Here is a 13,793-nt window from a genome sequence, read left to right on the forward strand (position 1 = left end):
GCGTCATTTTATGCGCTGACCTGATGATGTATCGGTAAACCTGTTCATTCCGATAAAGAGGGTCGGATGAATTGGGGGCGGATGCCGTTTTTTGCAGCACGGCTGGGCTATGGGCTAGCGCAGCAGGTAAAGGAGCGCCGAAAGCGTGAAGAAGGACAGCGCGGTTGCGGTAATCAGCGCCGTGGCCGCAACATCCTCGCGGTGGAAGCGGATACCGAAAAGCATATAGACCGACATCATGGGCAGGGCGGCATTGACGATGGCTGCGGCTTGCAATGTGCCCAGATCGCTATGGGTGCCTAAAAACAGCAGGCTGGTTGCGCCGACCAGCAGCGGATGGCCCAGCAGTTTGCAAAGGGTGATCCGGATCACGCCCCAACGGAACGTCTTGAGCGATAGCTCTGCCACCGCGCCGCCAACTGCCAGCAAGGCAATCGGCGCGGCCACGGGGGTCATCAGCCGGATCGCCTCCAGAAGCACCGTGGGCAGCCCGAGCCCCGTTGCTTTCCAGACCAGTCCCGACAGGGCACCGATCAACAGCGGGTTGGTCAGGATTCCGGCAAACAGGCGCCGCAGCTTGGCCCATGTCAGGCCGCTTTCCACCTCGATCACGCTGACCGCCAATGGCGTGATAATGAGGTTTTCGATCAGAAGTGCCATCGCGAAAATGTCGAAAGCGATCTGCTGGCCGAAAACGAAGGTCGAGATCGGCAGGCCGAAAAAGGCCGAATTCGAGCACGAACACCCCATTGCCTCGAAGGCGCGCACGCCGTGGGGCTTGCCTGCAAGCAAGGCTGTGCCATAGCCCAGCCCGTAGCTTAGCAGTGACCCGATCGTGTAGGAAATGAAAATAGCCGGATGCAGCGCCGTGTCATGATCTCCGGCCGCAACGGCTGCAAAAACCACAAGCGGCAGGAAAAACCGGATCACCAGCCGCCCTGCGCCGCGCAGATCTGCCGCCGCGATATAGCGGATGCGGATCAGGACGAAGCCCACCACAATCAGGATGTAAATCGGTAAGATCAGGCGAATAATGTCAGACATCGGGGGCACCGTTTCTCTCGCCTTGCCTTGATAGCATGCAAGAAACGGGGTGCAACGTGAATGAAATCCCTCTTTTGGCGCTAAAATGTCGGTTTCGGTCTTGACCGGTTTTCCCTAGCTGCGAATTAGGCAGGGAACGCGCGGCAGGGATGTCTGATGAAGGTTTTATTTGAGTGCGGCCCGCTGGGGAAAGAGACGTGTTTTGACGCGCCAGCCGAGATTTTACGGGCCGACAGTCCAGAAGAGGTTCCCGCAGTTCTGGCGCGGATCGAGCGGTTGCGGGCTGAAGGGTTCTGGCTGGCGGGGCTGTTTTCCTACGAGTTGGGCTATTGCTTCTCCGAGAAACTCGCCGCGCTTCTGCCCGAGGAACGGCGTGATCCGCTGATTGCGATGGCGGCCTATCCCGCGCCGCGGGTTGCCGCGCCGCAGACCGGCGAGGCGCATGTGCACGATCTGGTGCCGCTCTGGTCGGCGGCCGATCACGCACGGGCATTCGACCGTTTGGCCGAACATATCCGCGCGGGAGATTGCTATCAGGTCAATCTGACCTTTCCCATTCGGGGCCGTCTTTCGGGGCAGGCCGAGGCGCTTTACGCCCGTATGTCGCAGCACGCCCCCATGCCGCATGGGGCCTTTCTGGATTTGGGCGATGTGCAATATGTATCCCGCTCGCCGGAACTGTTTTTCGAGGTCGAGCCGGAGGGAAAGATCCGGACGCGCCCGATGAAAGGAACCCGTCCGCGAGAGGCCGATCCGCTCTCCGATCAGGCGCAGATCGAGGACTTGTACTCCTCCGAGAAGGATCGCGCCGAGAATCTGATGATCGTTGATCTGCTGCGCAATGACCTGTCGCGTGTGTCGCGGCTGGGCAGCGTCAAGGTGCCCGAACTGTTCAGGATAGAAACCTATCCCACTGTCCATCAGATGGTTTCAACGGTCGAGGCGCGGTTATGGCCCGAGAGTGGCGCGGCAGAGATTATCAAGGCGCTCTTTCCCTGTGGCTCCATCACGGGCGCGCCGAAAATCCGTGCCATGCAAATTATCCGCGATCTCGAACCCTGGGCGCGCGGGGCCTATTGCGGGGCTATCGGCTGGATGGCACCGGATGGTGGGATGCGCTTCAATGTGGCGATCCGCACATTGCGCTGCGAAGCGGAAGAGGTCACGCTAAATGTCGGGGGCGGGATCGTCTATGACAGCCGCGCCGAGGCCGAATATGAGGAAGCGCTATGGAAAAGTCGCTATGCCGGACCTGTCCGCCCGATCTGAACGTTATCGAAACCTTCCGTGTGGATGCGGGGCATATCGCCTTCTGGCCGCTCCATCTGGCCAGATTGCAGCGAACCTGCCTGAAACTCGAGATACCCTTTGATGCCAAGGCTGTGCAGGCGGCCTTGGCCGCATTGCCGAAAGAGGGGGTATTGAGGGGGCGGCTGACCGTGGATCTGGCCGGCAGGCCGACATTGGGCTTCGCGGATTTGCCTGCCACGAAAACGGTCTGGAACGTCGCGATTGCCCCGCAGATGCTGCGTTCGGATGATCCTTGGCTATCTGTCAAGACAACCCAGCGGGGGCTCTATGACACGTTCCGCGCCAACTTGCCGCAGGGGATCGACGAGTGGATCTTCCTGAATGAGCAGGGGCGGCTTTGCGAGGGCACGATCACCAATATATTTGTTGGCGAGCTGCAAAACCTGCGGACGCCACCTTGCGCGGCGGGACTTCTGCCGGGGGTTCTACGGCAAAGTCTTTTGGAAGCGGGCCACGCTTATGAAGATGATCTTGCCCCGAGCGACCTGCGTGACGGCTTCTGGATTGGCAATGCGCTGCGCGGCTTGATCCCCGCGCAGCTTGTTGCAGTGGAAAGGGCATAGGCGCCTATCTGTTTGAGACAGGCGCCTATTGTGGTCAGTTCAGGCTCTCAAGAAGCTGGCTGAGCGCGTCTCGTTCTTCCGCACTCTGGTTAAGAAGGCGCTGCGCATTTGACAGTTCTCCATCAGCGGGGGCCTCGGGCGAGGGATTGGCCAGATCAAAGGCCTGAACAAAGGCTTTTTCCGAGTCAGATCCGGATTGCGCCAGCGCCGTCCAGTCCCGACGACGCAAGGCGCTATCCGGACTTTCATCCGAAAGCTGCGGGGCGGCGCCGCCTTGGTTCAGGGCATCTCCGCCGGCAAAGTAGTTTTGCGCCTGCACGCGGATCGCCTGTGCCTCGTCACTTTCCAGCCCGCTGACATAGGTCATTGCCGCCGGGCCGTCATGCTCCAGCAGTGCTGCCTTCGCCATCAGAAGGCGCGATGCAGGAGAGAGAGGCTGATCCGATTGCAGCAGGCTTTGCACATTGCTTGGCAGCCCCAGATCAATCAGGCGCTTGGCAATAAGCTGGTAATCTGCCGTGTCCAGCCCTGCTTGGGCGATGACGTCCTTATGCTGGAAATAGAAGACCAGAAGATCCTGATCCGCGAGATCGCGGATCGCGCGTTGTAGGATCATTTTGCGGCTCGAGTCATGCAGAGGCGCATCCAGTGTTTTCGGCCAGTTCGCCAAAGTGGTCATGGCACCGTTCCAGTCCGAGCGGCTGGCGCGCCCCAAGGCCTCTGCGCGCAGCAGCTTGGCGGCGTCGGGTGACGGCTGCAATTCGATTGCCAGCGCGGCCGCATTTTCCAGAACCAGCTCATCCATCGGATGATGATCGCGGAACGCGGTTTCGGCGATCATGAGTGTCGCGACGACCGCATCTTCGTTATCGCGTTCGACAACCGGTTTCAGGCTCTGTTCGATTGCCGCCGCATCCGCATGTCCGTGGTCGATTGTCGCGTCGAGCATAACGGCTTGCAGGCTTTTCTCATTTTCGCCGCGTTCCAGAGAAAACCGAACAGTTTCAGCCTCTTCCGGATATCCCAGCGTTGTCAGCTTGTTGACCAGAGGAACGCCCAAAGTGCGACGCAGCGAGATCGGAAGATCCGAATATGTCCGCTGGACTGCCTTGAGATTGACGCTGAGAGGGTCGCTTTTCTCCTGTCCCATCATTGCCCAGAAGGCAACGGCACCGTCACACGCGCTCATCGCCAACAAGGGGTTGGCCGAAGAGACCGGCTCGCCATCTATGACATTCGCCATCAGCTTCACAGCATCCTGCGCTTCCGGATCTATCGGGAAGTTTTGCAGAATCGATTGCGCTTCGGCACCGAAACCAAAGGCCAGGTAGGTCTGTGCCAAACGCAATGCCCCTTGTTCGTTCGGCTTGTCGAACTCTCCGATCAGCGAACGCCGAAGGCTGGAAATAAGGGCGAAAGGATCCCCTTCTTCGGACCATTCGCGCAATGCAAAATCGGCATTCGGTGCGCAGCGGCTGTCATTCAGCATGTCGCCGAACTGCATCTGTAACGAGCCTGCATCCCGATCAACCACTGTTTCCGAGTGGATCGCGATATGCTCGGTCTTGCGGGTCGGTTCCGGCGGGGGCGGAGTGACTGCGGCGGGGGCGGGTTCCGGGTCGGGGATCGTCGGCAATTCGAGCTCGATCAGCCCTTGCGAGGCTGCGCGGCTTAATTGATGCAACAGCTGCGTTTCTGCTTCAGAGACGCGCTTGTCTTTTTCTTCCATCAACTGATCAAGCGCCAAAGCGCCCTGCACCGGCGGAACCTCTTTCGTGCGGGCGGGGGCGGGCTCGACGCTGGGCCGGACGTTCACGGGTGCCGGTGTTACCGATGTTTGTGCCGCCGGAGTTTCGGACAAACGCCAGTAGATATCGGGATCAGGCAGGGCGATTCGTGTCGCGGGAATGCTTGGGTTTTGGATCGGGGTGGTGATTTCGATTTGTGGCGCAGCGGGGGACTGCGGTCGGGCGGGGGCTTCCTGCGGGGCCAGACGCGCATCAACGACCACGGCCCCAGAGGCCAGCTCAAAGGCGGTAAGCGCGATCCCTTCCGGTGTCGCAATATCCAGCGCAGACGATCCATTGACAGGATACAGCTCACTGATCCGCGTGCGGGGAATAAAATAGAAAACCTTGGAAAGATCGTATTTTACATCTGGTTTGTTGACCGAAAACGCGTAGCCGTTTTCATTTTGTTCCAGTGACCAGTCAACTTTTCCGCGAAACAGGAAGACCAACCGCGTAAAATCGGGATGTTCTCCCGATTGTACAGTGACGGTCTGCGCTGCGGCAACAGACGCAATGGTTGTCAGCAGTGTGCCGAGAAACAGATGCCTCATGCTGCCTCCGATTTTACGGATTTAAGCGCCTCTTCCAGAGCAGAAAAGCTCGGGCGGATATGGTGGGGCGTATTCTGGCGGCCAACTTCGATACAGATATTCGTTGCGTGGTTGTGCAGGTTTGCCACAAGCACTTCACGGATCAATTTATAGAAATGCGAGTCTTCATCCACCACCGCTTTGATGCGCGAGGCAAAGGGGCCGATGAAGCCATAGGCCAGAAACACACCGAGAAACGTCCCGACAAGCGCGCCGCCAATCATTTTACCCAGAACTTCTGGCGGTTGGTCGATGGACCCCATGGTCTTGATCACCCCGAGCACGGCTGCCACGATCCCAAGTGCCGGCATCGCGTCCGCAACGTTCTGGATGGCGTGGCTTGAATGCATGGCATGATGGTAATTCGCCTCAAGCTGCTTTTCGAGAACCTCTTCCACCTGATGGGGGTCATCATAGTTCATCGAGGCCGAGCGCAATGTGTCGCAAATCATTTCGACTGCTTCATGATCATGAAGGATCTTCGGATATTTACCGAAGATCGAGGAGTTTTCCGGATCTTCGATATGCTCTTCAATGGCCACAGGATTTTGCCGCTGTAGCCGGATTAGCTCAAACAGCAGACACAGGAGATCCCGATAGTCATCCGGCTTCCATTTCGGGCCTTTGAAGACTTTCCCGATGTCCTTGAGCGCATGTTTGATTGAGGCCATATCGTTTGACAGAACGAAGGCCCCGACCGCGGCTCCACCGATCATGATCATCTCAAATGGCAACGATTTCAAGATGATGCCCATCTTGCCACCGGCAGCAACATAGCCGCCAAATACCATAGCGAAGATGATCACGATTCCAACTATGCCAATCATCGTCCGTCTCCATTGTTACGATGTGAGCATCGCAAAGGACGTTTAAAAAACTACTGACGCGCTTTACCTTTTTGGCGCGTTGGCGTTCCGGCCAGCCATAAGAACGCTGATCGTATAGGCTGTGTCGGGGGAAAGCCCCGCCATGATAGAGGCGGCGGCGGCAGGCTGCATGCGCCCCAAAAATCCTGCAGCAAATTCGGGGGCCATTGTCTCGAAAAGTGGAACCGCTTGTTTTGGCTTCATGTTTTCATACAAAGTCACAAGGCGCGTTACATCGTCTTCTGCACCGCGATCTGCAATCTGGACTGTCTTGGCCAGCTCTTCTTCAGCGGTTTTCATTTCTTGAATGCGTTGCTTGAGCCTGTCTTCCGCGACGCTGATCGCAGTGGCGCGGTCTGCAAGCAATGCTTCGCGTTCATCCAGCTTGCCCGAGCGGGCATTGACCTCCGATAGAAGTGCCATCACGCCTTCTTCGGTTGTGCAGTTCTGGGCCGCGACCGTGTTGGTAAGGTCGGCGGCCTTTGCCAAAGCCGTATCTGCCCCGGCAGCGATACGGACCGCCGCAGATCCTGCCAGGAGCGTTGCGATAATCAGAAGGGTATGTGCGGGTTTACGTTGGACCTTCCGGCCTTTGGCGGCTTTCGGGGGGGTGGGTTTGGCGGAAGGAGCCGCTTTCGGATCTGTCTTGCTCATTCGGCGGCCTCAATATTGCTTTCGCGTTGGCGGCGGCGCACGACCCGCGCACGTTTGGGCGATTCGGCTTCATCTGCTGCTGTGGGGATCTCTTCCTCGACCTCAAGGGGCGGGGTGCTGGCCGCAGGGCGGGGCGCAGCTTGGGGCGGCGCGGGAAGATCGTGTAGCGAAGCCAGCATGATCTCAAGCTTTTCTGCCCCGATCTCCGCGCGCTTTGTCAGGTTGCGCAATTGTTCTGCGGAGGTATTTGCCGTGGTCTGGGCTTTTTCCAGTGCCTTGGTCATTTCATCGACCTGAGCGGACAGCACGGCAATCGCGCCGCCCATACCACTTTCAAGCTGATTGAATTTCTTGAGACGGCGCGACAGGACGATACAGTAGACCGCAGCCCCCAACGCGCCGGCGATGAGCAAGATATTCGAGATAAGTTCCATAATCACAATCCTCAGTTCAGCACGAATTCGATGATGAGCAGATCGTTGACGCGGCCTTCGCCGGTGACGATCTGGATGCGGCGCAGCATCTGGGCGCGCAGCTTGATAAGGGCTGTGCGGTCTTCAAGCTGGCTCAGCTCGACCGCGCGCAAATACCCGTTCAGAACATCCATCACCCGCGGACGCAGCTTTTCGACATCGGCCTGATAGGCCGTCGGGACTTCCAGCTCTGCACTGAAGCGCAGGTGGCGGGAACTCGAACCGCTAAGCGAGATGACCATAGGATCAAGCTTGATAAAGGAAATATCCGGCAGCTCTGCCGGTGGAGGGGGTTCATCGGCATGGGCGTCTTCGGCTTCGGGAGCGCCAAGAATCATGCCTGAATAGACTGCGAAGAAACTGCCGCCACCAAAAAGGAGCATCAGCACAAGGCCGATAATAAGCGGAAGTTTCGACTTTTTCTTCGGCTCTTCTGAGCCTTCTACCTGATCTGCTGTTGCATCTGCCATGGGATCATTCCGATTACTTCGTTGAAACCGTAATAAACCCAGACCCACTAACCGATTGTTAAGGGCGATCGGTGAAACATGAGGCGACGACTGGACAGAAGGTCCGCTCATGGAGGTGCGTCTTGGAACAGGTAACGGCCGTTTGGCAGGGAATGGATACGCGGCGGCGTTTCATCGTGCTCGCAGCAACCGGAATCGTTTTTGCTGCGATCTTGCTTCTTTCTGGTATGGCGTCGAAGCCATCCTATTCGCTGCTTTATGCAGGGCTGGAAGGAAAAAGTTCGGGAGAAGTCGTGACGGCTTTGGAGCAGCGCGGCGTTGCCTACGAAATTCGGGGCGATTCGATCTATGTCGACGCGACCCGACGCGATGAGCTGCGGATGACCCTTGCTGCCGAAGGGCTTCCGGCAATGGGGGGCGCGGGTTACGAGCTGCTTGATTCGATGTCGGGTTTCGGGACGACGTCGCAGATGTTCGATGCGGCCTATTGGCGCGCCAAAGAAGGTGAGCTGGCGCGGACGATCGTTGCAAATCCCGGCATCCGCTCGGCGCGTGTGCATATTGCGCATGGCACCGACAATGCCTTCCGCCGCAGTATCGAACCTACCGCTTCCGTGTTTATTACGGCGACTTCCGGCTCGATCAGCCAGCAGCAGGCGCGGGCTCTGAAATATCTGGTGGCCTCTGCTGTGACCGGGATGAAGCCGGAAGATGTGTCTGTTATCGATGCCAACGGGGGCCTGATCTCGACGGGGGATGACGAGAATCTCAGCCAGAATACGGAAGATCGCGCGGCGGAACTGAAGAAAAATGTCGAGCGTCTGCTGGAGGCCCGTGTCGGTCAGGGCAATGCGGTGGTCGAGGTGTCTCTGCGCACCGCCCTCGAAAGCGAATCGATTACCGAGCGCACGATTGATCCTGCAAGCCGCATCGCCATTTCGACCGATACGCAGGAACAAAGCGATAGCTCGCAGTCGACCGATCCTGCCAATGTCACTGTGGCCTCGAACCTCCCGACCGGAAATGCCAATGCAGGTGGTCAGTCGCAGAGTAACAGCTCGCAAACCCGAGAGCGGACGAATTTCGATGTGTCTGAAACCCGCCGTGAAGTCTTGCGCAAACCCGGGACGGTGACACGTCTGACCGTCGCGGTGCTGGTGAATGGTCTGCCGACCACGGGTGCGGATGGCACGGTCACCTGGACGCCGCGACCGCAGGCAGAACTTGATCAATTGCAGGCGCTGGTGGCCTCTGCTGTCGGGTTCGATGAAAGCCGCGGCGATGTGATCACGCTGCAAAGCATGCAGTTCGAGCCGCTGACGGTTCAGGGCACCGAGGCGACATCTGTCGGCTTTATGGGCGGGCAGAATCTAGATGTGATGCAACTGATCCAGCTGGGCGTTCTTGCGGTTGTCGCATTGATCCTTGGTCTCTTCGTGATGAAGCCGATCCTGACCCAGCGCCGTCAGGTCGAACAGTTGCCGTCTTCCGTCGGGGATCCGAATGCCCTGACTGGCGAGATCGCGGATGGGGATGATGTTCCCGATGATATGCCGCTGGTGTCCGGCTTGGGCGGCGGAGACGACCTTGGCTTCGATCTGCCTTTCGCGATGGGGAATGCTTTCGATGATGCCGAAAATAATGCGGATCCAGTGGATCGCCTGAAGCGCCTGATCGAGGAACGCCGCGACGAGACTGTAGAGATCCTGCGCAGCTGGATGGATGAGAAGGAGGAACGCGCGTGATGCAACGCTTCGAACTGGAATCGTTTGAGACCACATCCCGTGTCCCGCAATCTGTCACGATCGATCATGGCGAGCTGGAGGAAATCAAGCTCGCGGCCTTCGAGAAAGGCTATTCCGCCGGTTGGGAAGATGCGGTGGCCGCCCAGAATGCCGAACAGGCGCGTTTGCGGGCCGATCTGGGGCAAAACCTTCAGGCACTGTCTTTCACCTTTCACGAGGCGCGGCAGCATGTTCTGGACGCGATGAGGCCGCTGCTTGTCGATATGACGGCAAAGGTGCTTCCGGTTGTCGCGCGTCAGACGCTGGCGCAGACCATTGCAGAACAGGTCATGCCTTTGGCCGACGGGCTGGCAGATACGCCTTTGACGGTCGTGGTTAATCCAAACAGCATCGAACAGGTGCAAGAGCTTCTCTCGCAAGAGAAAAGCCTACCCCTGACATTTGTTGCAGAAGAAACGCTAGGCGAGGGGCAGGTGTATCTGCGCTTCGGTGGCAAAGAAACGCATATCGATCTCGACGGTGTCATCGCACTGATCGGAGATGCGATCGCCAGCTATTTTGGCGCGGTCCAGAAGGAGCAAAAGAATGACTGAGGCAGCAACCCATTCCTCGAACCCGTTTACCCAAGTTCCGATTGAAATCACGATTTCGGTCGGGAAGGCACGCCCGATGGTGCGTGACCTGCTGCGGATGAAGCGCGATTCCGTTATGCCGCTGGATAGCCGCGTGGATGATCCTGTGGAGTTGTATGTGGGAGATAAGCTGATTGCGCGCGGGGAACTCACCGAGATGCAGGGGGAGCATGCCGGCCAGCTCGGGGTCCGCTTGACGGAAGTGATCGATCTGCAAAACGGGCTGTGACATGCAGATGTCACGGCTCGCCCTCTACGGGGCATTAACGTTAATACTTTCTGCGCTGCCGACGATGGCGCAGGAAGTCACGCTTGATTTCGGTGGCGAGAATAGCCTGACCGGAAGCTCGGTCCTGCTGATTTCAGCCGTTACCCTGCTCAGTCTGGCTCCGGGCATCATGATCATGGTGACCTGCTTTCCCTTTATCGTGACGGTGCTTTCCATCCTGCGTCAGGCCATTGGTCTACAGCAGGCACCGCCGAACATGCTGATCATTTCGCTGGCCCTGTTTTTGACGTGGTTCATCATGGAACCGACATTTATGGAGTCCTATACCAACGGGATTTCGCCGCTGATGAATGGCGAGCTGGATATGATGCCCGCATTGGAAAAAGCCATCGCGCCGTTCCGCGTTTTCATGGCAGGGCGAACCAATCCTGAAACCTTCGCGTCGCTGGCCCAGCTGCGTTCGCCGGAGGCCACGCTGGTTCTGTCGCCGGATGTCCCGCTGTCGACGCTGGTGCCTTCCTTCATGCTGTCGGAGATCGCGCGCGCCTTCCAGATCGGGTTTCTGGTGTATATCCCGTTTCTGGTGATCGACCTTGTGGTATCGGCGGTGCTGATGTCGATGGGGATGATGATGGTCCCGCCTGCGGTCGTATCCTTACCCTTCAAGCTGGCCTTCTTTGTGGTGGCCAATGGATGGGTGCTGATCTCGGATGCGTTGGTCCGCAGCTATTTCTAACAGAAAAGGCGCCTGAAAGGGCGCCTTTTTCGACTATGACACCAAGGGGTTATTTAACCTTGGCGGAGGCTTCTTCCATGCGTACGGCATGTTCTTTGCGCAGATCGCGGCGCAGTTCTGCGGCATCCCAGCGATGCTGCTCTTCTTCCGTCTGCGGGGTCAGTTTCGGCACCTCGACGGGCTTGCCGATTTCGTCCACGGCGACCATCGTGAAATAGCAGCTATTGGTGTGACGGCGGCGGCCTGCGGTGATGTTCTCAGCCTCGACGCGGATCCCGATTTCCATCGAGGAGCGGCCCGTATGGTTTACGGCCGCCTGAAAACGCACCAGCTCGCCGACGAGGATGGGTTGTTTGAAGGTCACCTGATCCACCGACAGCGTCACCGCATAGGACCCCGAATAGCGGGAGGCCAGCGTAAACGCGACACGGTCCAGCTCTGCCAGCAATGCGCCCCCATGCACCTTGCCCGAGAAATTGGCCATATCCGGCGTCATCAAGACGTTCATCTCGAGCGTTTTACGCTCGTCTTCGGTCAATCTACTGTTCATACTCGTCATGTCCCGTTTTGTTGCGGGCCTTAAGACATGTTGCGATAGAAATGGGAACCCCTCAGGAATGCAAATGCGCTTTGCATCAGCGGGATAGGTCGCAGCGATCTGTGGCTTGGGCGGCATTTCCGGCGCGCGCCTGCGCGGCTATTGCGCCAGATGCCGCAGCCCTTGGGTGACATCGGTGCGCACTGCCAGCCGGAGACCGGGTTCGTCGCCCGCCCGTAGCGCGGCCAGAATAAGCCGGTGATGGCGCGGAGGTTCGTTGCGCTGCATCTGGTTATACACCGCCCGCATGGTCGGCCCGAGCTGTAGCCAGACCGTTTCGATCACCGCCAGAATGGCCGGAGCCTGTGCGCGCAGATACAGGGTACGGTGGAATTCCAGATTGGTCCGGATATAGCCGATCGCATCCATTTTCACGACAGCCTCCGCATTGGCGTGATTGATCGTCGTCAGCCGGTCGATCAGCGCCATATGCGCACGGGGCAGGGCGCGCGAGGCCAGCTCAGGCTCGATCAGCGCGCGCAAGGCGGCCAGCTCCTCGATCCGGTCATTCGACAGCAAGGGGGTAATCACGCGCCCCGACGCCGAAAGGAACAGCGCGCCCTCGGCCACCAGCCGCCGCAGGGCCTCGCGCACGGGGGTCATCGACACGCCGTTCTCCTTGGCCAGGCCACGCAATGTCAGCGGTGTCCCGGGGGGGATTTCCCCATGCATGATCTGCATCCGCAACCGACGATACAGTTTATCGTGGACGGCGGTGTCGATCTGGCGTGTGGAGATGGTTGTCATGGTCTCTATGTGATCACGAATGCGGGCAAGGTCAATCGCGGAAATGGGTCGCATGCAGGCGCCCACCCTCATCGCGGAGCCAGCGCCGTTCCGCCCGCCAGTCAGGGCGCAGCTTTTCGACGATGGCCCAGAATGCCGGTGAATGGTTCATTTCGACCAGATGGGCCACTTCATGCGCGGCGACATAGTCCAGCACCTCGGGAGGCGCCATGATCAAGCGCCAGCTATAGCTGAGTGCGCCTTTGGAACTGCACGAACCCCAGCGCGAGCGGGTATCGCGCAGGGTGATGGCGCTGAAGCTCTGCCCGATCTGTGCGGCATATTGCTCGGTGGCCACCTGTAGCCTGCGCCGCGCATGGTGCTTGAGGAAGCTCTCAAGTTTGCGGGCCATGCGATCTTCGGGGCCGGGAACAAACAGCATCTGGCCCTCTTGGACGGGCAGGCGGCCCTGACCGGGGACAAGCTGCACCTCTGTGCCTTCATAAAGGATCGAGGCACCGTAGCGGATGCGGGTCACGGGCGGCAGACGGGCCACGGCTTCGCGCAGCCAGTCCTGATGGGCGAGCGCGAATTCCAGCGCGTCTTTCTCGGTGCCACGCGCGGGAATGGTCAGGGTCACGGCACCACCGCTGCGCGACACGCGCAGCCCGTAACGCCGTGCGCGGGCATTGTTGTGAAGCTTGATCTGCACATCAGGCAGGTCGCGCAGCGTGACGAAGCGCTGTTCGGCCTTGGCAGGTGCTTTCCCTGCAAAGCGCATTTTCGACGATAAGGCCATGATTGTGATGCAACCTCTTCATCTCATTCGGCGAAAAACTCGAAAAAGCTTTGACACGCCCCGGTCATTGTGGCAGTTGGCGTCGACTCTTTCTCTCAGAGCGTAGCCAGGAGAATTCCATGCCCAAAGAGGAATGGGGCGTCAAGCGCCTCTGTCCGCATTGTCAGAGCCGGTTTTACGATCTGAACCGCGACCCGATGATCTGCCCGGTCTGCTCGAACAGTTTCACGCTGGAAAGCGTTTCGAGCGGGCGAGGTCACGTTCTGGTGGCGGACAAAACCGGTAACAAACAAGCCGATCTGGATGTCGATGATCTCGGCGATGATGATCTGGATGATGATGCAGGTGATGTCGATCTGGATGATGATCTGCTCGACGAGGATGATGACGATAATGTCTCGCTCGACGATATTGCGGATGTCAGCTCGGATGACGACGACAACTAAGTCTGTAACCAGACTGTTCTGATAAAAGGGCGCGGCTATTGGCTGCGCCCTTTTTATTGTGTCTGCGGCCTGTGTTCCGGCGCGGTTCACATGCCCGTCCGGCATGAAAAAGGGCAGCCCG

16 protein-coding genes are annotated in these 13,793 nt (G+C 58.6%); 7 read left to right on the forward strand and 9 right to left on the reverse strand.

What is annotated here, in order from left to right; translation table 11 throughout:
- Nucleotides 1-114: 114 nt before the first annotated feature.
- Nucleotides 115-1,044: an AEC family transporter gene (locus WDB88_RS04470; RefSeq protein ID WP_339109004.1), complete on the reverse strand. Its 930-nt coding sequence runs from the start codon at nt 1,042-1,044 to the stop codon at nt 115-117.
- 156 nt (nt 1,045-1,200) lie between these two features.
- On the opposite strand from WDB88_RS04470, the gene WDB88_RS04475 reads away from it, so the two are divergent.
- Together WDB88_RS04475 and WDB88_RS04480 are read left to right on the forward strand one after the other, a co-directional pair.
- Nucleotides 1,201-2,313: an aminodeoxychorismate synthase component I gene (locus tag WDB88_RS04475; protein ID WP_339109005.1), complete on the forward strand. Its 1,113-nt coding sequence runs from the start codon at nt 1,201-1,203 to the stop codon at nt 2,311-2,313.
- The gene (locus tag WDB88_RS04480; protein ID WP_339109006.1) at nt 2,274-2,918 is read left to right on the forward strand and encodes an aminotransferase class IV; all 645 of its coding nucleotides are present in this window, start codon (nt 2,274-2,276) and stop codon (nt 2,916-2,918) included. The genes WDB88_RS04475 and WDB88_RS04480 overlap by 40 nt, the downstream gene beginning before the upstream one ends.
- Nucleotides 2,919-2,952: 34 nt before the next feature.
- On the opposite strand, the gene WDB88_RS04485 is transcribed toward WDB88_RS04480, so the two are convergent.
- The 5 genes from WDB88_RS04485 to WDB88_RS04505 form a co-directional block, all read right to left on the reverse strand.
- On the reverse strand, nt 2,953-5,259 hold the full coding sequence (locus tag WDB88_RS04485; RefSeq protein ID WP_339109007.1) for a hypothetical protein: 2,307 nt from the start codon (nt 5,257-5,259) through the stop codon (nt 2,953-2,955).
- A complete protein-coding gene (gene motA / locus WDB88_RS04490) occupies nt 5,256-6,125 on the reverse strand; it encodes a flagellar motor stator protein MotA (RefSeq protein WP_339109008.1) in 870 nt (289 codons plus the stop codon). The genes WDB88_RS04485 and motA overlap by 4 nt, the downstream gene beginning before the upstream one ends.
- Before the next feature lie 63 nt (nt 6,126-6,188).
- Complete coding sequence (locus tag WDB88_RS04495; RefSeq protein ID WP_339109009.1) at nt 6,189-6,653, reverse strand: hypothetical protein; 465 nt, start codon at nt 6,651-6,653, stop codon at nt 6,189-6,191.
- 161 nt (nt 6,654-6,814) lie between these two features.
- Entirely contained in the window at nt 6,815-7,252 is a 438-nt protein-coding gene (locus WDB88_RS04500; protein WP_339109010.1) for a hypothetical protein, read from the reverse strand.
- Between the two features lie 11 nt (nt 7,253-7,263).
- Nucleotides 7,264-7,761, reverse strand: a complete 498-nt coding sequence (locus WDB88_RS04505; RefSeq protein ID WP_339109470.1) for a flagellar basal body-associated FliL family protein — start codon at nt 7,759-7,761, stop codon at nt 7,264-7,266.
- A gap of 122 nt (nt 7,762-7,883) precedes the next feature.
- Here WDB88_RS04505 and fliF point away from each other — a divergent pair, with 122 nt between their 5' ends.
- Genes fliF through fliP form a run of 4 tightly spaced genes read left to right on the forward strand, consistent with a single transcriptional unit; the run spans nt 7,884 to nt 11,103 of the window.
- Nucleotides 7,884-9,506, forward strand: a complete 1,623-nt coding sequence (gene fliF, locus WDB88_RS04510; RefSeq protein ID WP_339109011.1) for a flagellar basal-body MS-ring/collar protein FliF — start codon at nt 7,884-7,886, stop codon at nt 9,504-9,506.
- Nucleotides 9,506-10,099 (forward strand): flagellar biosynthesis protein, encoded by a 594-nt coding sequence (locus WDB88_RS04515; protein WP_339109012.1) that lies wholly within the window; start codon nt 9,506-9,508, stop codon nt 10,097-10,099. The genes fliF and WDB88_RS04515 overlap by 1 nt, the downstream gene beginning before the upstream one ends.
- Nucleotides 10,092-10,367 (forward strand): FliM/FliN family flagellar motor C-terminal domain-containing protein, encoded by a 276-nt coding sequence (locus WDB88_RS04520; protein WP_339109013.1) that lies wholly within the window; start codon nt 10,092-10,094, stop codon nt 10,365-10,367. Before WDB88_RS04515 ends, WDB88_RS04520 begins: the two co-directional genes overlap by 8 nt.
- Before the next feature lie 7 nt (nt 10,368-10,374).
- Nucleotides 10,375-11,103 (forward strand): flagellar type III secretion system pore protein FliP, encoded by a 729-nt coding sequence (gene fliP, locus WDB88_RS04525; protein WP_339109014.1) that lies wholly within the window; start codon nt 10,375-10,377, stop codon nt 11,101-11,103.
- A 49-nt stretch (nt 11,104-11,152) separates the two neighbouring features.
- On the opposite strand, the gene WDB88_RS04530 is transcribed toward fliP, so the two are convergent.
- From WDB88_RS04530 to WDB88_RS04540, 3 genes are all read right to left on the reverse strand, one after another.
- Nucleotides 11,153-11,653, reverse strand: coding sequence for an acyl-CoA thioesterase (locus tag WDB88_RS04530; protein WP_339109015.1), 501 nt, complete (start codon nt 11,651-11,653; stop codon nt 11,153-11,155).
- A 147-nt stretch (nt 11,654-11,800) separates the two neighbouring features.
- Nucleotides 11,801-12,448 carry a GntR family transcriptional regulator gene (locus tag WDB88_RS04535; protein WP_339109016.1) on the reverse strand — a complete coding sequence of 216 codons (648 nt, stop codon included), beginning with the start codon at nt 12,446-12,448 and terminating at the stop codon, nt 11,801-11,803.
- 31 nt (nt 12,449-12,479) lie between these two features.
- Nucleotides 12,480-13,226 carry a SprT family zinc-dependent metalloprotease gene (locus tag WDB88_RS04540; RefSeq protein ID WP_339109017.1) on the reverse strand — a complete coding sequence of 249 codons (747 nt, stop codon included), beginning with the start codon at nt 13,224-13,226 and terminating at the stop codon, nt 12,480-12,482.
- Between the two features lie 119 nt (nt 13,227-13,345).
- Here WDB88_RS04540 and WDB88_RS04545 point away from each other — a divergent pair, with 119 nt between their 5' ends.
- Nucleotides 13,346-13,672 carry an FYDLN acid domain-containing protein gene (locus tag WDB88_RS04545; RefSeq protein ID WP_339109018.1) on the forward strand — a complete coding sequence of 109 codons (327 nt, stop codon included), beginning with the start codon at nt 13,346-13,348 and terminating at the stop codon, nt 13,670-13,672.
- Nucleotides 13,673-13,793 lie beyond the last annotated feature (121 nt).

The organism is Thioclava sp. GXIMD4216 (assembly GCF_037949285.1).
Lineage (GTDB): Bacteria > Pseudomonadota > Alphaproteobacteria > Rhodobacterales > Rhodobacteraceae > Thioclava > Thioclava litoralis.

Coding starts and splice junctions, on each gene's coding strand:
- WDB88_RS04475 (WP_339109005.1), top strand. CDS start 1,201: ATGAAGGTTTTATTTGAGTGCGGCCCGCTGGGGAAAGAGACGTGTTTT.
- WDB88_RS04530 (WP_339109015.1), bottom strand. CDS start 11,653: ATGAACAGTAGATTGACCGAAGACGAGCGTAAAACGCTCGAGATGAAC.
- WDB88_RS04470 (WP_339109004.1), bottom strand. CDS start 1,044: ATGTCTGACATTATTCGCCTGATCTTACCGATTTACATCCTGATTGTG.
- WDB88_RS04500 (WP_339109010.1), bottom strand. CDS start 7,252: ATGGAACTTATCTCGAATATCTTGCTCATCGCCGGCGCGTTGGGGGCT.
- WDB88_RS04505 (WP_339109470.1), bottom strand. CDS start 7,761: ATGGCAGATGCAACAGCAGATCAGGTAGAAGGCTCAGAAGAGCCGAAG.
- WDB88_RS04545 (WP_339109018.1), top strand. CDS start 13,346: ATGCCCAAAGAGGAATGGGGCGTCAAGCGCCTCTGTCCGCATTGTCAG.
- WDB88_RS04480 (WP_339109006.1), top strand. CDS start 2,274: ATGGAAAAGTCGCTATGCCGGACCTGTCCGCCCGATCTGAACGTTATC.
- WDB88_RS04540 (WP_339109017.1), bottom strand. CDS start 13,226: ATGGCCTTATCGTCGAAAATGCGCTTTGCAGGGAAAGCACCTGCCAAG.
- motA (WP_339109008.1), bottom strand. CDS start 6,125: ATGATTGGCATAGTTGGAATCGTGATCATCTTCGCTATGGTATTTGGC.
- fliP (WP_339109014.1), top strand. CDS start 10,375: ATGTCACGGCTCGCCCTCTACGGGGCATTAACGTTAATACTTTCTGCG.
- WDB88_RS04515 (WP_339109012.1), top strand. CDS start 9,506: ATGCAACGCTTCGAACTGGAATCGTTTGAGACCACATCCCGTGTCCCG.
- WDB88_RS04520 (WP_339109013.1), top strand. CDS start 10,092: ATGACTGAGGCAGCAACCCATTCCTCGAACCCGTTTACCCAAGTTCCG.
- WDB88_RS04535 (WP_339109016.1), bottom strand. CDS start 12,448: ATGACAACCATCTCCACACGCCAGATCGACACCGCCGTCCACGATAAA.
- WDB88_RS04485 (WP_339109007.1), bottom strand. CDS start 5,259: ATGAGGCATCTGTTTCTCGGCACACTGCTGACAACCATTGCGTCTGTT.